General features: G+C 55.3%; 13 protein-coding genes. 6 read left to right on the forward strand and 7 right to left on the reverse strand.

Annotated features, from left to right (window positions below):
- The first annotated feature begins 2 nt into the window (after positions 1 to 2).
- The 5 genes from KTE_RS05440 to abc-f all read left to right on the forward strand — a co-directional run bounded on the left by KTE_RS05440 (position 3) and on the right by abc-f (position 8,330).
- The gene (locus KTE_RS05440; protein WP_201379350.1) at positions 3 to 1,565 is read left to right on the forward strand and encodes a DUF5691 domain-containing protein; all 1,563 of its coding nucleotides are present in this window, start codon (positions 3 to 5) and stop codon (positions 1,563 to 1,565) included.
- Positions 1,566 to 1,567: 2 nt separating this feature from the next.
- Positions 1,568 to 2,698, forward strand: coding sequence for an AAA family ATPase (locus tag KTE_RS05445; protein ID WP_201379352.1), 1,131 nt, complete (start codon positions 1,568 to 1,570; stop codon positions 2,696 to 2,698).
- On the forward strand, positions 2,698 to 5,025 hold the full coding sequence (locus KTE_RS05450) for a DUF5682 family protein (protein ID WP_201379354.1): 2,328 nt from the start codon (positions 2,698 to 2,700) through the stop codon (positions 5,023 to 5,025). Before KTE_RS05445 ends, KTE_RS05450 begins: the two co-directional genes overlap by 1 nt.
- Positions 5,012 to 6,196 carry a VWA domain-containing protein gene (locus tag KTE_RS05455; RefSeq protein WP_201379356.1) on the forward strand — a complete coding sequence of 395 codons (1,185 nt, stop codon included), beginning with the start codon at positions 5,012 to 5,014 and terminating at the stop codon, positions 6,194 to 6,196. Before KTE_RS05450 ends, KTE_RS05455 begins: the two co-directional genes overlap by 14 nt.
- A 463-nt stretch (positions 6,197 to 6,659) precedes the next feature.
- The gene (abc-f, locus tag KTE_RS05460) at positions 6,660 to 8,330 is read left to right on the forward strand and encodes a ribosomal protection-like ABC-F family protein (RefSeq protein ID WP_201379358.1); all 1,671 of its coding nucleotides are present in this window, start codon (positions 6,660 to 6,662) and stop codon (positions 8,328 to 8,330) included.
- Positions 8,331 to 8,351: 21 nt separating this feature from the next.
- Here the strand turns inward: abc-f and KTE_RS05465 are convergent, their stop codons facing one another.
- Genes KTE_RS05465 through KTE_RS05475 form a run of 3 tightly spaced genes read right to left on the reverse strand, consistent with a single transcriptional unit; the run spans position 8,352 to position 12,130 of the window.
- Positions 8,352 to 9,572, reverse strand: coding sequence for a response regulator (locus KTE_RS05465; RefSeq protein ID WP_201379359.1), 1,221 nt, complete (start codon positions 9,570 to 9,572; stop codon positions 8,352 to 8,354).
- Between the two features lie 3 nt (positions 9,573 to 9,575).
- Complete coding sequence (locus KTE_RS05470; protein ID WP_201379360.1) at positions 9,576 to 10,778, reverse strand: sensor histidine kinase; 1,203 nt, start codon at positions 10,776 to 10,778, stop codon at positions 9,576 to 9,578.
- Positions 10,769 to 12,130: a PAS domain-containing protein gene (locus tag KTE_RS05475; protein ID WP_201371635.1), complete on the reverse strand. Its 1,362-nt coding sequence runs from the start codon at positions 12,128 to 12,130 to the stop codon at positions 10,769 to 10,771. The genes KTE_RS05470 and KTE_RS05475 overlap by 10 nt, the downstream gene beginning before the upstream one ends.
- 793 nt (positions 12,131 to 12,923) lie before the next feature.
- Here KTE_RS05475 and KTE_RS05480 point away from each other — a divergent pair.
- A complete protein-coding gene (locus KTE_RS05480) occupies positions 12,924 to 13,865 on the forward strand; it encodes a heme NO-binding domain-containing protein (RefSeq protein WP_201379361.1) in 942 nt (313 codons plus the stop codon).
- 24 nt (positions 13,866 to 13,889) lie between these two features.
- On the opposite strand, the gene KTE_RS05485 is transcribed toward KTE_RS05480, so the two are convergent.
- From KTE_RS05485 to KTE_RS05500, 4 genes are all read right to left on the reverse strand, one after another.
- Entirely contained in the window at positions 13,890 to 15,599 is a 1,710-nt protein-coding gene (locus KTE_RS05485; RefSeq protein ID WP_201379362.1) for an ATP-binding protein, read from the reverse strand.
- A gap of 437 nt (positions 15,600 to 16,036) precedes the next feature.
- Positions 16,037 to 16,534, reverse strand: coding sequence for a pyridoxamine 5'-phosphate oxidase family protein (locus tag KTE_RS05490; protein WP_201379363.1), 498 nt, complete (start codon positions 16,532 to 16,534; stop codon positions 16,037 to 16,039).
- A gap of 124 nt (positions 16,535 to 16,658) precedes the next feature.
- The gene (locus tag KTE_RS05495; RefSeq protein ID WP_201379364.1) at positions 16,659 to 18,674 is read right to left on the reverse strand and encodes a WD40 repeat domain-containing serine/threonine protein kinase; all 2,016 of its coding nucleotides are present in this window, start codon (positions 18,672 to 18,674) and stop codon (positions 16,659 to 16,661) included.
- Positions 18,675 to 18,755: 81 nt separating this feature from the next.
- Positions 18,756 to 24,035 carry a HEAT repeat domain-containing protein gene (locus tag KTE_RS05500; protein WP_201379366.1) on the reverse strand — a complete coding sequence of 1,760 codons (5,280 nt, stop codon included), beginning with the start codon at positions 24,033 to 24,035 and terminating at the stop codon, positions 18,756 to 18,758.
- Between the last annotated feature and the right edge of the window lie 158 nt (positions 24,036 to 24,193).

The raw sequence follows: 24,193 nt of genomic DNA on the forward strand, positions 1-24,193 counted from the left end.
ACATGGAACGTTTTATCACCGCCGCCATCGTTGGCACAGAGCAGAGCGGCGATACAGCACTCACCACCGGTACCAGAATTGATGAACTGAGCAGTCAACTCAGTGAGGGTGGAAAAGAACGCCAGCTCCTGCTGACAGCTGCCGTCTGGGGTGCCTATCAAAACGCGGGGCACCTCGCCGAGTCCGCGCCTGAACTGCCTGCACCCGCGCAACCTGAGTCCCAGGACTGGCATCCACTTCAGCGACCGCAGATTCTTGAGATGCTTCTGGCGCATAAAGAAACAGCACTCCTTCAGGAGGCTCTAGGCTATATGCAAGAGCGGCGCTGCCGGGTGCCATATGATCTCCTGCCAGCGTTTCTGGAAACCGTCACCAGAGGGAAAGAGCTACGTGAGCAAGCGCTCCCTCTGCTAGGTGAACGCGGGCGCTGGCTGAGCCAGCACAACCCAAAGTGGAACTGGGTGAACGAGTTGTTCACTGAGGCGGGCGCGATACCCGCTGAACAGATCGAAGCCACATGGCAAGAGGGAACACTCAAGCAGCGCGTAGAAGCCCTACGCCAGCAGCGCCTTCTCGCTCCCGATACGGCGAGGCAATGGCTCCAGCAGAGCTGGAAGAAGGAGCGTGCCGATACCCGCGCACCACTCCTCGAAATCCTGGCACTCAAGCTCTCACCAGAAGATGAAGATTTTCTGGAGAAAGCGCTCGATGACCGCAGCGAACAGGTGCGCCTGGTCGCAATACGGCTGCTTGCCATGCTCCCAGGCTCGGCCTTTATGCAGCGCATGCGCACACATGCCGATACCTTACTCCACTACAAGAACGGAAAAATCTCCATTCACAGGCCTGAAGCACTTGATAAGAGTTGGGTCCGTGATGGCCTGATCAACAAAGTAGAAAACACCTCCGGTATCAACGATGCCTGCCAGCGCGTCCTGGAACACCTGCCTTTTGCCTATTGGGAGGAACGCTTCTCGCTGGCACCAGATCAGCTACTAACGACCATTGAGAATAAGACCTGGCAAGATGCGCTCTTCACAGCTCTTAGTAGGCAAGCAGTACGGACGCGCCATATGGCCTGGATATATAGTCTTCTAGCCTTCTGGCAAGAGGAAAAACCTGGCAAAGGACGCAGGCAACTGAATGTAGTGGCTGTACAACTTATTTCCTGCCTCCCCCAGTCACAGGCGGAAAGCCTTTTTAAGAAGATGTTCCAACAAGACTTTGCGCTCTCCACGCTAGACCTGCAGGTCCTGCCTCGCCCCTGGAGTCACGACTTCGGCATGTTCTACCTGGACTGGGCGAGAGAAGTTGCGCATAGCTTTCCCATAAACACAGAGGCAGGAAAAACCAGACTCGATTACTTACGCTCTTCCCTGGCTCGAGCAGCCCTGGCTCTCCCTCCCTCTTGCTTTCAACTGGCCTTGCAGGATTGGGACTTACCCGAGCTACCCGAAAAATATGAATACAGCACCTACTACGAACATCAGCAAACAAAAAACAGCATAAATCAATTTCTGGAAATACTGCATCTGCGCAAAATGATAGTAGAGGAGATTGGCTAATTATGACGAGCACACAAAATACTGCACAGAATGGACATATCACAGGCGCCGAGGTCAATAGCGTTTTACGCCAGCATGCCGAACAGCAATACGCGGAGGAGCTGGCCGAACTGGTTAAAGTGGATACGCGCCAGCGGCCACCTAACTGGCAGCTCTCACCCTGGGCTGTACGCACCTACCTCATGGGCGGCAAGCTCGACAATGGCTTTGAAATCTCGCCAAAGTATATTGGCAACCCCCGCCTGATGGAGATCGCCATCTCTACACTCGCCACTGACCGCGCACTATTGCTCTATGGCGTTCCTGGTACTGCAAAATCGTGGGTAAGCGAGCATCTAAGCGCCGCCATCATGGGCGACTCGGCTCTCCTGATTCAAGGCACGGCTGGCACAGATGAGAACGCCATTCGCTATGGCTGGAACTACGCGCGCCTCCTGGTTGAAGGTCCTTCACTAGCGGCTCTGGTGGTCAGCCCCATGATGCAGGCCATGCAAGATGGCAAGCTCGCGCGTATTGAAGAGCTCACACGCATCCCCAGCGAGGTCCAGGATACCTTGATTACCATCCTTTCGGAGAAGACGCTGCCCGTACCCGAGCTCAACACAGAGGTCCAGGCGCGCAAAGGCTTTAACGTCATCGCGACCGCCAATAACCGCGACAAGGGTGTCAACGAGCTCTCCAGCGCACTCATGCGCCGCTTCAACACCGTCATTCTCCCCGTGCCTGATAGCATGGACGACGAGGTCAATATCGTGGAGCGTCGCGTCGCCAGCCTGGGTCGCGCCCTGGAGCTGCCAGCCGAGAAGCCCGCGCTGGAGGAGATTCGCCGCGTCGTCACCATCTTCCGCGAGCTACGAAATGGCGTCACAGAAGACGGGCAGACCAAGCTGAAGTCGCCGGGTGGCACGCTCTCAACGGCGGAGGCCATCTCTGTTATCAACAACGGACTGGCGATGGCAGGTTATTTCGGCGATGGCGAGCTAAAAGCCGCCGACCTGGCCGCAGGCCTGACGGGCGCCATTGTCAAAGACCCGGTCCAGGATCGTGTCGTCTGGCTCGAATACCTGCAAACAGTCGCCAAAGAGCGTGAAGGTTGGAAGGACCTCTATCGAGCGTGTCGCGAGGTGTTGTAGTGAGCATTTCAGTCTTTGGGATACGCCACCATGGGCCAGGCTGCGCACGCAGCCTGCGCCAGGCGCTCACAGAGTACCAGCCAGATATCGTCCTGGTCGAAGGCCCACCCGACGCCCAGCAAGTGCTTCCGCTATGTATGCACCAGGAGATGCGGCCTCCCGTCGCGATCCTCATCTACGCGCCTGAGCATCCAAAGCGTGCCGTCTTCTATCCCTTTACCACCTTCTCGCCAGAATGGCAGGCGCTCCGCTATAGCTTTGAGCAGGGTATAGAAACGCGCTTTATGGACCTACCCCAGGCCATGCAGATGGCGCTACGCCTCGAACAAGAGACCCTGGCTGAACAAACGGAGCAGCAGGAGCCGCAAGCGCTCGATCATCCTGGAGCTGAGGCAGAGCCAGGTCAGGAGACACGCAATGCGACCCTCGCACCTGCGCCTCAAACGGAAGAGCGTGAGGACCCACTCGGGATGCTTGCCGAAGCCGCAGGCTATAGCGATCATGAAAGCTGGTGGGAACAGCAGATTGAGCAGCGCGTCGATAGCCGCGACATTTTCGCGGCCATTCTTGAAGCCATGTCGGCCCTCAGAGAGGGACGAGAAACCAGGGAAGAGGACGCGCTCCGCGAGGCCTATATGCGTCAATGCATCCGCACGGCTCAGCGCGAGGGCTTCCAGCGCATCGCCGTCGTATGTGGGGCCTGGCATGCCCCCGTCCTGGTCGACCCCGGCGCACCTGGCGAGGATCAGAAACGCCTGAAGGGTCTAAAAAAACTGAAGGTTGAGGCCACCTGGATTCCCTGGACCAATTCACGCCTCTCCTATCGCAGCGGCTATGGAGCTGGCATCACCTCTCCTGGCTGGTACGAGCATCTCTGGACAACGCCAGAACAGGCCGTGGTACGCTGGGTGACACGCGCCGCGCGCTTGCTCCGCAAAGAAGACCTGGATGCCTCCTCGGCCAGCGTCATTGAGGCGGTACGCCTGAGCGAGACCCTGGCGGCCCTGCGCGAGCTTCCCATGCCCGGCCTCACCGAGCTACACGAGGCCATCCAGACGGTTCTCTGCCATGGCAACACAGAACCCATGCAGTTAATTCGCGAGAAGCTCGAAATTGGCGAGCGCCTGGGGCGCGTTCCGGAGGAGACGCCAGCCATCCCGCTTCAGCGCGACCTGGAGCAGCAACAGCGCCAGTTGCGCATGGCGCCTTCGCCTGAGAGTACACGCCTGGAGCTGGACCTGCGCAAAGAGAGTGCCCTGGCGCGCAGCCAGTTGCTGCACCGCCTCGCCCTGCTCAACATTCCCTGGGGCAAAACTCTGCATACCGGCAACCAGAAGCAGGGCACCTTCTGGGAATACTGGCAATTACAATGGCAGGTTGAGTTTGTCGTAACCCTTATTGAAGCCAGCGCCTGGGGAAATACCGTCTTCGAGGCCGCAAGCGCCTTCGTCGCGCATCAGGCCGAAGAGCTTCAAGAGCTGCCGCAACTCACCAGCCTGCTCGACCAGGCCATGCTGGCGGCCTTGCCCCAGGCGATTGCGCACCTGCTTACAGTCATCCAGCAACGCGCGGCAGTATCGGCAGATATACGCCATTTGATGGATGCCATGCCACCCCTGGCGCGGATCGCACGCTACGGCAATGTTCGCGGCACCCAGGCCGAGCTGGTCCAGCCCATTCTCACACGCCTCTTCGAGCGCGTGCTGGTTGGTCTACCAGGTGCCTGCTCCTCGCTCGACGATGACGCCGCTCGGGGCATGCTCACAAGCATCAACCATGTTCAAGAGGCCCTCAGCCTGCTCAACCAGGAAGAGGAGCGTCAAGACTGGCAAAAGCTCCTGCGCCGCTTGATGGAACAGGAGGATCTACATGGCCTGCTACGCGGGCGAAGCTGTCGCTTACTACTAGAGCAGCACGTCATCGATGGAGCTGAGCTGCAACGCCAGACACGCCTGGCCCTCACACCCGCGTTACCAGCGGCTCAAGCCGCGCGCTGGATCGAGGGCGTCCTTATGGGCAGCGGGCTTATTGTCCTCCACCAGGAGGAGCTGTGGCGCGCCCTGGATAGCTGGCTCAGCGATCTCTCGGGCGAGACCTTCGAGGCTCTCTTACCAATCCTACGCCGCGCCTTCAGCGAATTTGAGCCGCCTGAGCGCCGTGCCATGGGCGAAAAGGTCAAACACCTGCGCACAATGTCGGGCCAGAGCGGCGCGGTAGCAGGGATGACGGCATCATCTACCGGCGTGAGCTTCGACCAGCAACGAGCGGAGGGCGTTCTGCCCGTGCTGGCACAACTGATGGGGGTAAGCTTCAATGAGCATAACTGAGCAAGAGCGCCTGCGTCGCTGGCGCCTCGTTTTAGGCAAGCAGGCTGAGAAAGGAATGGCGGGCGCGGGTGGAGGTGCGCCAGGAGATGGGCAGGACATGTTGAGTGGCCGCGACCTGGGCATGGATAAAACGCTCGAAGCCCTCTACGATGCCCAGCGTTCGGGCGGGCTGGGAGGCTCCTCGCCCAACGTAGCCCGCTGGCTGGGCGATATTCGTACCTACTTCCCCTCCTCGACCGTACGCGTGATGCAGCAGGACGCGCTTCAACGGCTCAACCTTACACGCATGCTGCTCGAACCAGAGATGCTTGAGCAGGTTGAGCCGGATGTCCATCTCGTAGCCTCCCTGCTCTCGTTGAGTCGCGTCATTCCCGAGAAAACCAAGGATACGGCGCGGCAAGTGGTGCGCAAGGTCGTCGAAGAACTGGAGCGTAAACTCGCCAATCCCTTGCAACAGGCGGTACGGGGTAGCCTCAATCGCTCCACCTATACCCGACGGCCACGCGCCAATGAGATCAATTGGCATCGCACCATCCGCGCCAACCTGAAAAACTACCTGCCAGAGAAGAAGACCATCATTGCCGAACAGTTGATCGGACATGGGCATAAACGCTCTTCCCTGCGCGATATCGTCCTCTGCGTAGACCAGAGCGGCTCTATGGCAACCTCCGTCGTTTACTCAGGCATCTTTGGCGCTGTCCTGGCAACCATTCGCGCGGTCAGTACACGCATGGTCGTCTTCGACACCGCCGTTGTCGATCTCAGCGAAGACCTGCAAGACCCGGTCGACCTGCTCTTTGGCACACAACTGGGCGGCGGCACCGATATCAATCGTGCCCTGGCCTATTGCCAGCAAATCATCAGTCGTCCCAGCCAGACCATCCTCGTGCTGATTACCGATCTCTATGAGGGCGGAAACCAGCGCGAGATGCTTCGTCGCGCCGCAGAACTGGTCGCCAGTGGAGTCCAGGTCATCTGCCTGCTGGCCCTCAGTGACGATGGTGCCCCAGGCTACGATAAAACGAATGCCGCCCACCTGGCGAGCATGGGTATTCCCTCGTTCGCCTGTACGCCTGACCTCTTCCCGGATCTCATGGCCGCTGCCATTCAGCAACAAGATCTCAATATGTGGGCCGCGCGCAACGACATCGTCGCCACGCGCACCCGTTAAAAAGATGTGGTTGTTGTGGTCCTGAAGGTGCTGTTGGCGCGTCCGCGCCAACAGCACCTTCAGGACCACAACAACCACATAACTGCTTGACTTCTTTGTTGAGATCCTGTATGATGGATACATCACAGTAAAAAACCTCTATCAAAGGAGTCACACTTGTAGACATGAGCAACATCTACCGCTAGTAACCTCCACGTACGCCTTCAGAGTATGCTTAGCAGAAATCTCATGCATGCTTACTCGCGCTCGTTACTGGTTACTCCTGGCCTGATGCCGTGCTCATGGTACATCACAAGGTGCTCTACCACTTTCTGCTATCACTTCGCTAGAAGCTACCCACGATGTTAACCACAACCAGTTAGCAATTTGTACCCCTTGAGCGCGTTCAGGCACCTCGCAGACAACTTCATTACATACACATGGCGGCAAAACGACCGCAACCAGAATTACGAGGTGCAGCTTTATGTTATTAACTGTACGCAATCTCTCTAAAACCTATGGCGCGATTACCGTACTCAGCGAAATCTCATGCGTAGTCAATGCTGGAGACCGGGTGGGCATCGTTGGTGCCAATGGCGCGGGCAAATCTACCCTCTTACGTATCCTTACCGGGAGCGAAGAGGCCGACGAGGGCAGCTTTGTCTATGCTCCCTCCGTTGAGGTGGGCTATCTGCCCCAGACCACGCCCCCCTTCTATGGACGTAGCATACAGGATTTAATTCTTGAGGCCGTAGGAAATCTGCGCCAACTCGAGGCGCGTATGCATGAGCTTGAAGAGGTCATGAGCACGGCCACCCCTGAGCAACTCACCTCGCTCCTGGAGGAATATGCCCTTGTCTCAACGCGCTTTCAAGACAGTGGTGGCTACGAAATTGACTATAAGATAGAGAGCATCCTGGAGGGCCTGCGCCTGAGCTACCTTCCGCGCACCCAGGAGGTCGAGACGCTCTCTGGTGGCGAGAAGGCTCGTGTCGGCCTGGCGGCATTGTTGCTACGTTCTCCAGATATCATCTTGTTAGATGAACCGACTAACCATCTCGACTTCGCCAGCATGGAGTGGTTGGAGAACTACCTCTCAAGCTATCACGGAGCCGCGCTCATCGTCTCGCATGATCGCCAGTTTCTCAATCGCGCCGTCAATGCCATCTTTGAGATCGATGACAACTCTCATCACCTCAAAACCTACACCGGCAATTATGACGCCTATGTCGCGGCACGCGAGGCGGAGCGCAAGCAGTGGGAGGAGGATTACCTGCGCCAGCAAGAAGAGATCAAAGAGCTGCGCAAGCGCATCAAGGAGAAAGGAAGGCATATCGGGCATAGCAATCGCGCACCACGCGATAACGATAAGTTCGTCAAGCACTTTTTGGGGCAGCGCGTTGACAGCGCCGTAGCACGTGACATTCATGAAACGGAAGAGCGTCTGAAGCGTATTGAGGCTGATCCGATTCCCAAGCCACCCGAATTACTCAGCGTCACCTCCTACTTTCGCACAGAGGCCATTCAATCGCAGACCGTGGTGCAGATGACCGATGTGCGCAAAGGCTTTGGCGAACGCCAGGTCTTTGAGCATGTTCATCTCAACCTCGCCCCTCGGTCGCGCATCATGCTAACCGGCCCCAATGGAGCGGGAAAAACGACGCTGCTCAGGTTGCTACTTGGAGAGGAACAGCCTGACGGTGGTACGATCTCTCTTGCACCTGGCGCACGTGTGGGCTATCTCCCCCAGGACCCGGCGCTTCCCGACCTGGAGAAGACGGTCATCGAGACCTATCGCTATGGGCAGATAGGTTATGAGGGGGAGTTTATAAGTCGCTTGATCGGGTATGGACTCTTCCGCCTGGAGGATATGCAGAAAAAGGTCAGGCAATTAAGTATCGGGCAGAGACGTAAATTGGAGATTGCCAGCTTGATGGCCAGGAACCCTAACGTGCTCCTACTCGACGAGCCAACCAACTACATCAGTCTCGATGTGCTGGAAGCCTTTGAACAAGCAGTCCTGCATTTTCCGGGTCCGGTCATCGCCATCTCGCATGACCGCTGGTTTATCCAGCGCTTCGGTGGCGAAGTCTGGGAGATGCGAGAGGGCCAGTTGGTCAAGAAGGAGGACCATGAAATAGTTACCTCAGCTTAAAATGGCAGAGCGCCGCCGTCGCTATGGATGAGGCTGAGAAGGTAACGATGCATCATCGGCGGCGGCGCTGTCTTCAGTTGGCAGTACAGAGAGATATGGCAGATGGACCGAGAATACACTCCCGCTATCGGGAATACTCTCGACCGTAATCCGACCACCATGGCTTTCGACAATCTGATTGGAGATGTAGAGGCCCAGGCCCAGGCCAATACTAGAGCCACGCTGTACCTCCACACCTGGAACGCGATAGAAGCGATCAAAGATATGGGGCAAGAGTTCAGGCGAGATGCCGATCCCGGTATCGCGCACCGTGATCGCGCACTCGGTCTCATCATAGCTGAGCGCCATATAAATAGATGCACTCGAGTATTTACGTGCATTAGAAAGCAGGTTAATCACGACCTGGCCCAGGCGTTCCACATCCACATTGGCCTCAATCTGCTCAGATGGCAGATGGAGTTCTACGACAGGTTGGGGATTAGTACCGATAACATACTCATCTACCAGGCGCTGACACAACACATTCAGGTTGCACGGCATGGTATGCAGCTCAAAGACACCCATCTCAATAAAAGAAATGTTGAGCAGGTCATTCACCAACACCTCCATGCGCCGGATGGAGTTCTCCATGCTAATCAAGTTCGGGACGTCATTTGAGCCAGTACGCTCCAGTTTACGACGCAGCAACTGCGTCATGCCCTTCAGGCTCGAGAGCGGGGTTTTTAGTTCATGCGAAGCCATGCTCAGGAATTCATCTTTGGCGGAGTTTGCAGCTGTGAGTTCACGAGTGCGCTCCTCTACCGCCTGTTCAAGCGAGCGAGCATGCAATTCTAGCGCGCGTTGTTGTTCCTCCACCTGGTAACGAAGCTGATGTATTTGAATCGCCCGTGCGAGCGCAGCGACAAAATAATCGCGATCAATTGGCTTCTGGATGAAATCATAGGCTCCGCCACGCAAAGCCTGAATCGCCAGGTTATGATCACCATGGCCCGTAATCAAGAGGACCGGCGTATTGGGAGAGACTTGCTGCACCTTTCCCAGCAGGGCCAGGCCATCCATACCCGGCATCTTAATATCACTCACAATCGCGTCATATTCGCATGAGCAGATTCGCTCAATCGCATCGAGAGCCGAGTCACAGGTATCAACCGTGACATCCTTCATACGCAGGTAGATTGCCTGGGGCAAGGCCTGCAACAGGGCAGTGTCATCATCGACTAAAAGAATGCAAGATTGCTTCAAGAACTACACCTCTTCAGGATCGTCATCAGGCTTAAGTGGAAGCTGGATCAGGAAACGTGCTCCCTCTCCAATTCGGCTCTGTACGGTAATCGCTCCATTATGTTCTTTTATAATACCATACGTGATCGACAAACCTAAACCCGTTCCAGCGCCAACTTCCTTGGTGGTAAAGAAAGGATCAAAGATACGCTGCTCCAGCTCAATGGGAATACCAGGACCTGTATCGGCCACGCTAATCTCGATCATCTCATCGCGCCTGATGCATTCAATAGAGATAATCTTCGTTGGAGCGCTGGTCAGGGCATCACGAGCATTTGTCAGGAGATTGATGAAGACCTGCTCCATCTGAATAGCATTCCCCATCACAAATATATCTTCCTCGGGGAATTGCATCTTTACCTCGATCAGGCGCAGACGTAGCTGCTCGCCCATAAGCGAGATGGAGCGCTGGATGACCTGAGTCACATTGATCGTCTCGCGACTTACAGAAGCGGCCCGGCCAAAGGTACGCAGGTGCGAGATAATCTCAGTGGCCTTACGCACCTGCTGCATCGCATTCGATAGCTCTTGCAAAATGCGTCCAGGCTCGGTATCGGCCATGCCCAGTTCGATGAGATCAATCGCATTGCCAACAAAGAGGCCAATATTATTCAAAGGGTTATTCAGTTCATGCGCGACCCCGGTCGTCAGCTCACCTAGCGTTGCCAGTTTTCCGGCCTGCACCAGTTGCTCTTGCTTCGCGCGTAACTCCTGCTCACTATGCTGGACGGCTTCCGTCGTTACTTTCAAGTCGTTCATGATGTGAATCATGGCTTTGCGGCTATTCTCCAGGCGCAAATTTGATTGATGCGAATCCTGAAGAATATGCAGGAGCGCCCGACGTGAGTTATCCAGTCGCTCGGTCTGCTTGACCATGCGGCGGCGGTCCTGCTCATAGTCGGCAAGGATATGAATCATGGCCTTGCGTTGATCCACAAGCTTGCGATTGAGGGTGTTGACATCACTGAGAATATGCACAAAAGCACGGCGGCGCTCCTCGCTTCTCTGCACCCGCGTCTCCAGCATCTGCTTTTCCCGAAGCACACACTCATGCTCTTTACGAAGTTGTGCGAGTTCGGCTCTGAGTTGTTCAGCTTCAGCCACTTGCTCTCGGTAACTTGCGGTTTTGTTGGTATAGTCCATAGCATGCCGCTGTGCTAGGTCCATCGTCCCCCCTGACTACGACTATCTCTGCTATCATGCTCGCGCTTGACGACCTGCCCCCGACGCAGATCCTCTACTTCGCGCTTCAAGTTCTCTATCTCTTTCTCCAGTGCGATCATCTTCAGTTCGCGACCAACGACCACTTCCTCAAATTTCTCCAGGTCCAGGATTTTCTCTTGCAGTTCGGCTTTAGACTCCTGTAAGTCAAACAAGACCTTTTCATAGGCACGCATATCGCGCAGGATACCAATCGCGCCGATGACATTCCCATCTGTATCACGCAGAGCAGAGGCATTTAGAGTCGTTGGAATGACTTCATTGGAGGCACTGCGGGGATTTAAGCGTGCATTACGCGTCACGCCGCGCTCAATGACTTCGCGTAAGGCGGCGGTAAATTCGCGCGTCTCCTCCGCACTTATAAAACGTGAGAGCGACTGCTCCAGCACCTCATCCGGGCGGAAACCCAGTAGCTCATACACAGCATCGTTAGCCTTTTGAATCTTACCTTCCGGGTCCGAGACAAAGATCGGGTCCGGCGCGTTCTTAATCAGGCTGTCAGAGTAGGCCAGGGCCTTATCCAGTTCGCGCATATCGCGCAGGATACCAATCGCGCCGATGACTTTCCCATCCGCATCACGTAAGGCCGAGGCATTCAAGCTAGTAGGGATGACCTCGCCTGAGGCGCTCAGGGGATTGAGACGCGTGTTACGTATCACACCACGCTCAATGACTTCGCGCAGTGCCGCGGTAAATTCGCGCGTCTCCTCTGCGCTTATAAAACGCGAGAGCGACTGCTCCAGCACCTCGTCAGTGCGGAACCCCAGTAGCTCATATACCGCGTCATTAGCGGTTAAAATTTTGCCCTCCAGGTCCGAGACAAAGACCGGGTCTGGCGCATTCTTGATCAGGTTGTCGGCATATACACGCGCCTGCTCCAGCTCACGCATATCGCGCAGGATGCCAATCGCTCCGATGACTTTCCCATCGGCGTCGCGCAAGGCCGAGGCGTTCAAGCTGGTCGAGATGATCTCGCCCGAGGCACTCAGGGGATTGAGGCGCACATTACGCGTGACACCACGCTCAATGACTTCGCGCAACGCGGCGGTAAATTCGCGCGTCTCCTCCTGGTTGATGAAACGCGAGAGCGACTGCTCCAAGACCTCATCGGTGCGAAAGCCTAACAGTTCGTAGACCGCGTCGTTCGCCAACAGAATCTTGCCATCCAGATCCGCGACAAAGACCGGGTCTGGCGCATTTTTAATGATGATATCGGCATCCAATGAGCCGTGTGATTTGGTTCCGATGGTGTTGACATGACCATCAGCGGTAGTTTTAGGAACCACATTCTCTAACATAAAATAGCAACCTCCGGCCAGAGACTATATTATTTTTGTCACGAATCACAGAACAAAAAAGACAAAAGCGTAGGTTGTTTAGCAATTCTCTAAGAGTATAACAGACCTTTTTTATTTAGGGCAAGCAACTAGATCCTTTGAACAAAGGATGGACACCTGGTAGTGGGCAACAAAAACTTTCGCGCCTGCACTTCTCGCGACTTCCCCTGGTTCACCTCCCAGGCATCTGTATAAGACAAAACTCCTAGACAGAAGTTGCTTTTACCAGGTTAATTCTTCTTCTTCGCTTCTTCTTATACAAGATAATTAAAAATACGTAAATATATATGTAAAGTCCATATTAATTTATTACAAGTTATTCACCTAATCACGGCAATATATCTATTTCAATTACAGACATGTTATACTGTTGAAGAAATTTACGACAGAGGCAAAGAAAAACATTCTTGGCAAGCAGGCTTTATCAGGCCGGGCGTAAGCACAGGCTGGAAACGATTCTAAATCGGCATATTGACATACACAGCCAGGAGGAAGGCAATGTATGACGTCATCAGCAGCAATCTGTATTAGACAAGTCTCAGGACAGGCAGAAAAACAGTAGGTTGTGTACTCAACCTACTGACTATATAACACTTCGTATTTTGCAATCAGGAAGCGTGGATATAAGCGAAGAGAGTAAGTGTTCTGGATAGTTGATGCTTTTTAAAGATTACATCTGAAAGCGAGCATGCTCAATCGTTAGCCAGCAAATTTTTAAAGAGCATTAGCTTTGTACTATTGGAAGGGTGTACTCATGCATGGATTGGTTTTTGTTACGTGGGAGAAGTATCTGGTGGACCGCTTTGGCAACTCACTCCTCAGAGCTTATAGAGAAGCGATTGGCGAAACAAGTGCTAATGCGCCCCTCGCCAGTAAGGTCTATGAAGATACCCATCTCTTAGCGGGCGTAGCTGCCGCCTGCGAATTGACCGGACTCTCAGCCCAGGTCATCTTGCGCGAATACGGCCGCTACTTCATTTTGAATGGTCTCACCAGCCATCTCTGTGCCTATCTCCTCACGCGTGTCCATAGCGGAAAAGACCTGCTCCTGGTCATGCGCACCGCACACGCACAGATGCGACGCGTTCCCGAAGCTCTGACACCTCCGCTCTTTGGCTATGAGGCCGGCACGCACCCTAATGAGTTTGCGCTCATCTATGATAGTCCACGTCAGCTCTGTCCAGTGCTACATGGCGCCATCGAGGGCGCAGCCGAGCGCTTTCACGAACATGTTAGCGTTATTGAAACCACGTGTATGAAACAGGGGGCGCCCGTCTGTCGCTTTGAGCTGCGTTTCCGCCCGAGGTACCAGGCAAACACGCAGGAGACACCAGAACAAATTGCCAGGCGGCGCGAAAAACAGCAGCTGGCCGAAGTCGTGCTCAAAGTGCTCCCCGATCACGATGGAATCGAGCTGGGCGAGCTTCAGCAGTACCTGCAACGCCAGCTCCCCCTACTTGGGTTGAACGCGCCCCGCCTGAGCGCCCTGCAAGAGGCCATCAATCATCTGCAATTTGTGGGCCTGGTGGCAAGTACAGCAAATCAGCCTGGCGAGATCCCCATGCATCGACGCTACTGGCGTGCTCCCACCTCGACACAGGCAATCCCTGCGCACTCCAAGGGGTATACCGGTCCACAACCCCGGATCTCCAGGACACGCGCCGGAGGCCACTCCTCAACAACTCAGAGCAGATAGGGCAACCGTTTTCAGAAAAAATCATCATGTCTCTCGCTTCAGCGGCAGGGTAAACCAGAAAATTGAGCCAACACCAGGGGTACTCTCAACACCAACCCGCCCCTGATGTTGCTCAACGATCACCTGGCAAATATACAGGCCCAGCCCTGCCCCCTTGCTCGCTCCCTCGTTGGCCTCAACGCCCGGGACGCGATAGAACAGTTTCCATACCTGCTCTTGCTCCTCAGTGGTTAGCCCCGGACCCTCGTCTCGCACCAGAACACGCACTTCCTCCTGTATAACCTCCACAGAGACCTCGATTGGTGTCGCCGGAGGCGTATACTTACACGCGTTGTTCATGTAGTTATTGAGTACCTGCGTGATCCGTTCCACATCAATCACTGTTGGTATCGGCTGAGCAGAAACTGGCGGAACAAACGTGATGACACGCTCGGGATGAGAGGATTGATAGTCGCTCACCAGCAGAGAGAGTGTCGATTGTAGCTCACATGCCACTGGCTGCAAAAGAAAATGGCTAGATTGGATAGAAGAAAGCTCGAACAAATCGTTAATGATGCGGTTCTGGACTCCAACTTGCCGCTCGGCCCTTCCCAACAAGTGGTGAATTTCCTGGAGTTTCTCACGTAAGGGATCATCGGCTAATAACGTTTGCGTCGTATTACTTAACAGTAAGCGTGAATATTGCAGGCTCATACTGATCGTTGTCAGGGGAGTACGCAACTCATGGCTAACAATACTCAGGAACTGGTCCATAGGAGGCTGACCTGGCTGGTTCGTTTGCGAAGACGACTCAACCTGCAACCCTGGCGAGCGCTCTTGCGTAATATCGCGCACGATGAGAATCGCGCCACAGATATACCCTTCATCGCCAATAATGGGCACACCACTCACACTGAGCCAGAGATCTGGCACGCCATGCGCATGCACCTGAAGCTCAACTTTTTGCTCATCCACCAGTTCCTCGCCTCGCAGTACCCGTTTTAAAGGCAAGGCGTCCGGCCAGAGAGACCCACCTTGAGGATCTAAGATCTGGCACTCAAGGCTCGGCATTACCAGCGAGGCGCTACTCAACGCTCCCCCCTCCATTTTCAGGAGAGCCAGGCGTGCACTCATATTCGTCTGAATAATATGCCCTTCGCAATCCAATACATAGGCGGCATCAGTGAGAGTATTGAGCAATGCCTGGCACTTTTTCGCCTGTGCCACAGCCTCGCGCCGCAGTGCCTGAAAGGCCGAAATATCTTGTGCGATCAGTACAGCGCCTTCAATCTTCCCATCACATTGAGAGATAGGTATACCGGCCACTGAAAGCACCTGTCCGCGCCGGCGCCCATCCAGGAGACGTACCTCGTAGCCAGCCACGGCCTCACCGCTTAAAGCACGACTCAGAGGATGGTAGGCCTGGGAAAAACCAGTCACCTGCGGATCTGATTCATCACGCGCTTCGTCTGGGGTATGCTCAAACTGACTTGAGCGCAATAGAGCACGCGTGGCACGATTACACTGTACCAGTCTCCCTGTACTATCATAGACAGAAATTGCCTCGGGAGACACTTCCAGGAGAGCATCCAGGCGCCGCTGTACCTGGTCCGCGTGCAGGCGCATTCGGCGAACATAGAGCACAAACAGGCATATTACCGCCATCACAATCCCATACTGCACCAGCACTAACCCACCGAACAGGAGGGAAGGCGAGGCCGTAAAGAGTGTCTTCAAGAAGAGAGTTATAAACACCACAACCACCTGTCAAAGAACGCCACGTCCTGATCTCAGTGGAGGAGTCGTTGCCAGAGACCAATAAAAATAGCCTGACACCGACTCTCGCCCTGCCAACAAACGCCCCAAATAAAAACGAAAGAGCCGTATATGCTCTTGCTAAAGAGTAATCTTATACTCAAAGGCTCATGTTGCATATTTCTTGCAAGGCAATTTTCTGCACACATGCCTATTATAGAGTATTCTATACATCTAGTATATACTTATTCCGCGATTTTCGCAAATTCTCCTTTGTTATTTGACTCATCATCTCTACGCCTGCGCCCTGTTCTCATTTCTACCACTTTCTGCGCAGAGAATACCATTAAGGGGTGTGCGTGGAACATGGGGCCAGACCCCATGTTCCACGCACACCCCTTAATGGCGAAAGCTCATTGCGTACGCCTTGCCTCATGCTAGCGCATATCGAGCTTTACATCCTCTCCGATATCTTCCCGTGCGCCCGCCGCCTTTTTCGTTAACTTATAGAGCAGGGTCATCTTTCCTGAGGGCACATCCCAGTATTCCGCGCCCTCAACATGTACCTTGAGCAACGCGAGGGTAGGATCATCCAGGCCCTGGGGGAACCAGGGCTTGTAGAAAGGCCGCCAGTAGTGCTTAATTTTGTCATGATCGCGCACTAGCTCTGCGACGCCTGAAACGGAGACAAAGAGGTTATTATCAGGCTTGGAGTAGCTGATATTGACCTGGTGATGCTGCGACACCTCGCCCACCTTGGGAGCATCCGACGACGTGAAAAACCAGAGATCACCATCAAACTCGACATCCTGGGTCGCCATAGGGCGGCTACGCAACGTGCCATCCGCTTCCTGCGTGGTCATCATAGCTATACGTATATCTTTAACCTTCTCAGCTAGAAGCTTCACATCGCTCTTTTTCTCGTGGCCAGCCATATGAGGGTCTTCCTTTCTCGTATCACACCTTGCCAGGCAATAGGAGTTCATAACCTATTCACTCTACGGTAGTGACACGCAGAATTCACGAGGCGTGTTACAAGGAGCGATGCCCTTGCTTCCCCTATCCACCCCAGATGGTCAACCGTGTATCATTCCCCTCATCCAGCGCGGCAAGCTCGATACGAGTTGGCGACCAGGTGGCTTGAAAGGACACGGGCAGGGTGTAGAGAGGCGCCAGTTCGCCCGGAAAACCAAAAAGCGTTCGCTGTGAGTTCAACACGACGGCAACACGCCCATCAGGGGCAATGCTCACCATACGTGGCAGGCTGGGAAGGTTGCTCCACTGGAAAATCCGTTGCTGCCCTGAACGCTCCCAGCCCTCCACACGGTTATCACGAAAAGCCACGGCATAGAATGAACTATCAGGCGCCCAGCTTATGCCTCGTACAATTTCGCCATCCACCTGGTCATAGAGAAATTCAATGCGTTGCCCGATTCGCCAGCACATGAGGTGTCCGCTGCGTGTCCCGGCTACAAGGCGTTTGCCGTCGGGAGACCAGCAAAGCACTCCACTCCCACTCATTTCCTCGCGTGAGAGGGTAACGGGCAGTGGTGGCTGGGGGATATGCAACTGGTGCAGGGGCAGAGCATACAAGACCACCCGCTCACCTACCCAGAGGGCCATATTCCAGGTCGATGACCAGGAGAAGGCCACAATCGAACGCGCCTGAAAACGCATCACCAGGGGTAACAGACGTTGCTCGACACGATCCCAGAAGCGCACCTCTCCCCCTTTGCTTAACGCCAGGATACGCCCATCTGGTGACCAGCAGAGTTCATGCGTATCTTCCACCTGCGAGACACGTGGCAGATGCTCTACCGGCCCATTACGGCTCAAGATACATGGCGGCTCGCCATAGAGTGCGCAGGCCAGTATCTCCCCCTGAGGTTGCCAGCTTAACATACGCAAACGTGCCGGAAGATCAAACTGCGCCAGGGTCTGAAGCGCCAGTGGGGTATATAAGCGACCAGAGATCTCGCGCCGTCCAGAAGTAGTGGCGGCCTTGACAGGCGCAGGTGCGATTGGCTCGTCAAGCACCAGCCCTTCCCTGATATCGATGGGATCAAGTGAGAACTGCATCTGCTCGGGAGGAAGTGTATAGCGTGGATGCATAGTGGCTTCTGGCACTCGCGAGCGCTCTTCGGGGAGCACGTCTAGCGCCAGGTCAACGCTGATTGTTCGCGCTGTCGTCTCCTCGCTTGCCTGCTGCTCAATCGCCTGTTGTAAGGATTGGGCAAATGCCAGCACTGTGGGGAAGCGCTGCTCGGGGTCCTTCGCGAGCGCGCGAAGGATGACCGCATCAATCGCGGATGAGAAGATACGTTCAGCGTTCAACTGGCTGGGCGCCAGGGGAGGATCTACGACATGTGCCAGGGGATTAGCACCTACATTGATGGGAAAGCGTCCTGTCAGCATCCAGCAAGCCATAATCGCCAGCGAATATTGGTCTGAAGCACAATACGCTCGCTGATTCACCTGCTCAGGCGCCATATACTGATAAGTGCCAATCACATCGCTTACTTCAATGTATTCCACGGACACATCTTTGAGATGCGCGATCCCAAAGTCGAAGAGGAAGAGTTCGACACAGCGCTGCGTCGGTCGGGCACCCCTCACCACGCGCACAAGAAAATTCCCAGGTTTGACGTCGCCATGAATAATCGCAGGCTGACGTGTATGCAAATACCAGAGGCTCTGAGCGGCCTGCATAATCGCATCACCCGTCTGCGCCAACGTCCAGTATTGCCAGGGAGCTTGCTTCTTCGCTATATACGCTAATGAGCGCTCAGGCATATAGGGAGAGATGAGAAAGGGCACCTTGCGCTGATTATAATGCGTCCATCCCGAATCGAGCAAGGGCAGAATATGTTGATGCTTCAGACTCCTGGCGATCTTAATTTCGCGCTGAAAACGCTCCTGAGCCTTGTGATTGAGCTGATCATCCTCAATGACAGGCTTGAGGATTTTTAGCGCGACCTCCTGGTGCGTACGCATATCGCGTGCGAGCCAGACCTCGCTCATATTCCCCGGATAGAGCAGATCTATGCGCTCATAGCGCTCGCCAGCCATTAGCATCGATATCCACCCGTACCTTCTAGCATCGAAAAACGGCGTATGCCAGCTCGCTTACGATTGTTCGTTTTGGTGAAGAACATGTTAACGCCTCTTTGAGCGCCTGGTATCCGCAGATGAGGAGGGTTCACCCGTAAATGCTCGCAGTTGCCCGCTCAACGTATCGCGCTCACGCTGTAAGCTATCGCGCTCACGCGTCATCTGCTCCAGGCGCGCGGACAGTGAGTCATTCTCACGCGTCAACTGCGTAATATTTCCCTGCATTTTCTGTCGCTCGCGTTTGCCGCGTTCAAGGTCACCCTCACGCTCAGTATGCTCCTGTTTTAACTCTTCCAGTTGACTATCAAGCTTATCAGCACGCTCTTTTTCGACTTGTGCCTGCTGCATAACCAGAAGTATTTGCTTTTCGTGCGTCTCTTGCTCATCCCGCAAAGCGCGCTTGAGCTGCTGAATCTGGGGACCATAGCGTACCCCCAGGAGTATGCTAAAGAGTTCATGCTCTGGCGCGCCCTCGGGTATGCGCTCGCGCAACTCTCGTAAACGCGGCACATCCCACTGGCCACCCGCGAGCAAACCGCCCAGGGCGCGTAAAGCCACTGAGAGCCGCTCTATTTGCTGCATCCCAGGACGAGAAGCGCCAGGGCCATAGAGATGCGTGCTCTGGGCATATTCCTGAATAACACCCGACATCGTACTCATCCCAAGCACCGCAGCCAGTTCCTCGCGCAACTCCAGCGCCGTCTCTCCTCGCTTAAACACCTGGAGTGCTTCATCCTGGGCGGACCTCCCTAGCAGTAAAAAGAGGGCCGTCAGAAGCTTGCTCTGGCGTGGGTCGCTATCCAGCGCCTGGAGCAGTGGCGTAACGATCAATGGCTCACCCAGCAACAAGAGCAGGGCCAGTAGACGCAGGTTCGTTGTCTCCTCCGTATGGGTCTGGATATGCGCAATCAGATCAGCGACCATGGCCCGATCACCGAAAGCGTCAGACTCTCCCATGATGCGCTGTAACAAGAGTGTGACAGCCATTCCCATGTCAGAGGGATCATCATGCGAAAGCTGCGTCACCAGTTGCTCCTTGATATTCTGAGGAGACATGGTATTGAAGACCTCAAGCGCCGCCTCACGCCGCTCCAGCGAGGTATAATCACTCAAGGCACTCATGATAAAAGGCAAAGCGATAACGCCCAGGTCGCGCAAGACCTCCTTTGAGGCGCGCACCAGCATCGCGTCATGCGAGATAATCAGCTCGCCCATTTTGGGAACGACTGGTGCGCCAATCTGCACAAGAGTAAGCATAGCCCCTCGCCGGCGCTCGTCATCCTTGAGCGCTTCAACCAGGCTATCAAGTACACGCTCGCGGTGTTCCTGAAGGTAGACCAGGCGCTTGAGAGCTTCCGCGACCCCTTCGAGCAACTGGGCAGTTTCCAGCCCCTCCAATAAAGCAGGCAGACTGATAGCAGCAAGCTCATTGGTCAAGACATAAAAAAGCACCTCGCGTACACGATCAGGAAGAATGAGCGCAAAGAGCTTGACCAGCGCGGTCAGCATTGCCTGTGTATCGCCATGTTGATGCACAAGAGCCACGATCACCTCCTGTGCCCGTGTACACGCCACCTGGCGCCTATCATCCAGGCCTTCCACTAAGGGGCGCAAAATTCCGGGGCCAAAGCGCGGTAAAAGCTCTGCCGCCACCTCCCCCAGATCTTCCGCTCCTAGCAATTCGACCAGGCGCGCAATGGCGACATCGGGATGTTTGAGCAGCAGGGGAGAGAGAGGCTCACGCAATGCTGGCTGGGCCAGTCCATTGATTAGTGCAGATACGACTGCCACGCCTGGTAGCTCCTCCAGTGCCTGATAGAGATAGGACTGGACGCGTTGATCGGGATAGAGCAGATGTTGCACCAGCACATCCGCCGATTTATCTGCGCGCATACGAAAGATCGTGAGCAAGGCACTTGCCTGGCTATCGCTGCTGAGCGCAAGGGCCTCGATAAGCTCTTCGCCAGGGAAGGGATTCATACCCAGGATCGCCCGCTGCACACGCTGCACCTGCTGAGATGAATGAGACGTATCAAGCGCGTCGATCAGCGCGGGCAACGCCACCTCGCCGAGCTGGCTCAAGGCTTCAATCGCCTCTTCCAGAATTTGCGGATGCGTACTCGTCAGCATCTGTAAGAGAGGAGAGACGACATGTTGCTCGCGAAATTGGCCCAGGGCTCGTACCAGCGCAATGGTCAGCAACGGCTCATCAGGGGGAGTTTGCACCAGTTCAATAAAGCGCGTGACAGCCTGTGTCGCATGCATATCAGCCAGGACCTGCACCAGGATACGTGTGCGTCCTGGAACGATGGGAGAGAGGGCCTCAATCATCGGCGCGATGGCGGGTTCACCGATCAGCTTCAAGATACTTGCCGCACGCTCAGCGCTATCCTCACGTGCAGCGTGCAGAATACTTTCCAATAAACCTGGAATGCTGTCAGGAGCATAGGCATAGAGTGTCTCTGAGACACGCCGGGCCAGACTTGGTCCCGCTTCCGCGAGCAGTTGCAGCACGTCAGGCAGCGCCTCCAGGTCACGTGTCTCCTTCAAGACGTCCAGCACACGTAAGCGCACCTCCTCAGAGGGCTGGCGCAAGAACGGCAGCAGTTTCGGTGTTGTCAGCGGACCTATCGCGCGCAAGGCCTGGACCACATTCCCCACCGCCACCTCATTTTGTGAGGGAAGGTACAGGAGCAAGGCATCAATCACCTTTTCGCCCCGATCAGCGCGTGAACTGGCCCCCTCCTCCTGGAGGGCCTGCCGGACAAGTATATCGCGTGCCCGCTGCTGCGTCTGTGGCTCCTGCTGATAATTAGAGGTCAGCATTGGCACAATCGCTTCTACAGTGCGCAGATACTGCATTTGCGTCACACGCCGTTGCACGTCCTGACCACTCATAAAGCGTTCTAAGATGGCCAGGGCCGCTAAATGCATGTAGACCGTTGCGACGGTTGCATCGCGTTGCTCTACCACCTGGAGCAGGCGCTTAAGCGTCAACTCTGGCCCAAGGCGATAGAGAGCATTGGTCGCACGCCGCATCACAAAGATATCAGTATCCTGAAGCCGCTCAATCAGCGGTTCAACAGCGCGTGGATGATAGGTGCCACCCAGAATATTGACCGCGGAGGCACGCATACGCGTACTCCGCTCAGCATGGGGGCGACTGAGTTCGACCGCGTGATCGACCACAACGGCTCCAAAGCGACCTAGCACCTGGGTCAAATGCTTCACCTGCGCCTCATAAGCCACATCATCTACCACATCTTCCAGGAAAGAAAACAGCAAGACTGGAACCACAGCCTTATCAAGCAGCAGCAACAGGTCATCAACACCCGCCACCATAATCAGTGGTAGGAGTGAGCGATAGACCTCCTGCCCTCCCTCCTCAGCGCAACGCGTGAAGATACGGGCCAACTCTTCGCGCGCGGCCCGATTGCGTACCGCGATGGAGAGCGCCTCCTCAACGCTTGGCGGGAGCATCACCAGGCGCTTGGCATCAGCCTGGGGTGGCGTCCAGAGCACGCCAACACATACCAGGGCCAGGGACAAAGCCTGGAGCAGGTGGACACGATTCTCCAGGCCACGCGAGCCGAGCTGCTCGGCCAGCACCAATGGATCATCCAGCAAGCCCGCCCAGATCGCGACTGGCTCGCTCCAGCGCCCAACGTTTTCCAGGAGTTCCTCGCGGATCTCAGGCTTTGTAGTCTGCTGCTCAGCCGCCTGGAAGTACTCGGCGACAAAATACTCAGCGATCAGCTCATGCCGAAAGCTCAATACGCCGTTAGGGCTGATATCTATCAGGTCCGCGGTCATCGCGAATTGTAAGAGCTGCGGCAGGTCGTCGCGCATCTCCTCCAGCGCATCAGGCTCCTCAATATCTGGATAGGGACCCTGGGCAGGATTTTCGTTGAGCCAGATAATAAGCTCGTCAGCGAAAGCCTCCAGTTCAGCCTCGCGCCAGCGCCCACTGGCGCTCGAAACCGAGAGCTGAATCGCGTTGCGATCATTGGCCCAGCGCGCCGCGCAGGCCACCACGCTCAAAAAGCGGATCACCAGTTGTTCGCGCAGTTCGCTCCCTTGCCAACGCCCCTGACGCCGCTCACGCGCGACAAGCTGCACAACTGATTCGCGCAGGAGACGACCACGCGTGTCAATCTGCTTCCCACGCTCGACACCTATCTGATCAATGATCTCCATAAGGGTAAAGAGCATCATTGGATTGGTGCAGTGGTAGCGCAAGCGGCTACGATCAATCACCTGCATAATCTGACCAGCAGTATGGCGCCAGGGTTGATCCTGAACGACGATATAGCGCTCAATAAATTGCTGGATCTGCTCCGGCTGCAAAGGATAAATAGTGGCACAGGCCGCCTGACCGCGCGCGACCAGGCGCATAAACTCGGGCTGCTCACGATAATCAATCTCGCGACACGTCATTACCAGGCGGTTGTTTGAGTGCAGCATCAGCTCGGCCATTTCGTGGCTCACGTAGGTCAGGTAATTACTATCCACCTCATTAAGGCCATCACACAGCAGCAGGAGGCGTCCCTGCTGCGCGAGCTGGCGTAAGTACGGAGCCAGGTGCTCCATGCCCGGTAGGTCGCTCTCCTGTAAAAAGCTGAGCAGGCCAATATTGCTATCAACCCAGGCTTCTTGCGGAACCTCGCTATAGCGCTTGAGATAGAGACTATAGTTCTTCATAGGTACAAATACGGGAATATAGCCTCGACGAAAGATGAGGCGCCAGGGGTGTGTCACTGCGCGATATTGATAGACGCGCAACGCCATTGTTTTCCCGGCCCCCGGAACCCCAAGAATCAATTGATGCGCATAGCTCTGCTCTAAGAGATCGAGAATGGAGACGTGTTCGCTCTGCACCGCAATCGTTGGTGCCGTCACTTCATGATGGTTCTGCTCTGCCGTTGGGCGGATGTTGGCCATAGCCTCCAGGGGCGTGTAGAGGAGTTGAAAGCGTTTCTGGACCTGCTCCACGGCGCGGGCATAGCGCCAGAGCGCATATAAACGCGTTCCAAAGAGCGTGCTGCCAAAAGTTGCTATAAACAGGAGGCACAACAAGATCAGCAAGAGAGGCGCGTGCAGAAGCAATGCTAACGCAGAGGAGATGCTGGCTCCCCCCGGACGATGCTGGGTATTGAGCAGCAAGAGGGCCAGGACCAGGACCAGCCCCGCTCCCAGCAACACTCCGAAAGCAAAGAGCAGGCTCCTCAATATCCGCTGTGGTAGCGTGCGTGTCTTGGAGAGCTTACGTGCTTCGCGGCTCCCACGTGGCAAAGGAGGCTGCACGAATGGTTGCTCCTGTAGCATAGTGACCCAGAAACCTTTCGTAGCAATATGGTAAAAACAGTATAGCCCAGTTTTTGATTCTGAACAAGCACGCATGTAGGCCATTACGGTAAAACACGCCAGGGAAGCTCAGCCATGTGGTATCATCATCAATGCGAGCATCTCCCGGTCGCACTTCC

The sequence above is a fragment of the Ktedonobacter sp. SOSP1-85 genome, from assembly GCF_016587415.1.
Taxonomy (GTDB): Bacteria; Chloroflexota; Ktedonobacteria; order Ktedonobacterales; family Ktedonobacteraceae; genus Ktedonobacter.

Excerpts from the sequence above, each read along its gene's own strand:
- KTE_RS05440 (WP_201379350.1), top strand. The coding sequence starts at position 3 with ATGGAACGTTTTATCACCGCCGCCATCGTTGGCACAGAGCAGAGCGGC.
- KTE_RS05445 (WP_201379352.1), top strand. The coding sequence starts at position 1,568 with ATGACGAGCACACAAAATACTGCACAGAATGGACATATCACAGGCGCC.
- KTE_RS05455 (WP_201379356.1), top strand. The coding sequence starts at position 5,012 with ATGAGCATAACTGAGCAAGAGCGCCTGCGTCGCTGGCGCCTCGTTTTA.
- abc-f (WP_201379358.1), top strand. The coding sequence starts at position 6,660 with ATGTTATTAACTGTACGCAATCTCTCTAAAACCTATGGCGCGATTACC.
- KTE_RS05470 (WP_201379360.1), bottom strand. The coding sequence starts at position 10,778 with ATGGACCTAGCACAGCGGCATGCTATGGACTATACCAACAAAACCGCA.
- KTE_RS05475 (WP_201371635.1), bottom strand. The coding sequence starts at position 12,130 with ATGTTAGAGAATGTGGTTCCTAAAACTACCGCTGATGGTCATGTCAAC.
- KTE_RS05480 (WP_201379361.1), top strand. The coding sequence starts at position 12,924 with ATGCATGGATTGGTTTTTGTTACGTGGGAGAAGTATCTGGTGGACCGC.
- KTE_RS05490 (WP_201379363.1), bottom strand. The coding sequence starts at position 16,534 with ATGGCTGGCCACGAGAAAAAGAGCGATGTGAAGCTTCTAGCTGAGAAG.
- KTE_RS05495 (WP_201379364.1), bottom strand. The coding sequence starts at position 18,674 with ATGCTAATGGCTGGCGAGCGCTATGAGCGCATAGATCTGCTCTATCCG.
- KTE_RS05500 (WP_201379366.1), bottom strand. The coding sequence starts at position 24,035 with ATGCTACAGGAGCAACCATTCGTGCAGCCTCCTTTGCCACGTGGGAGC.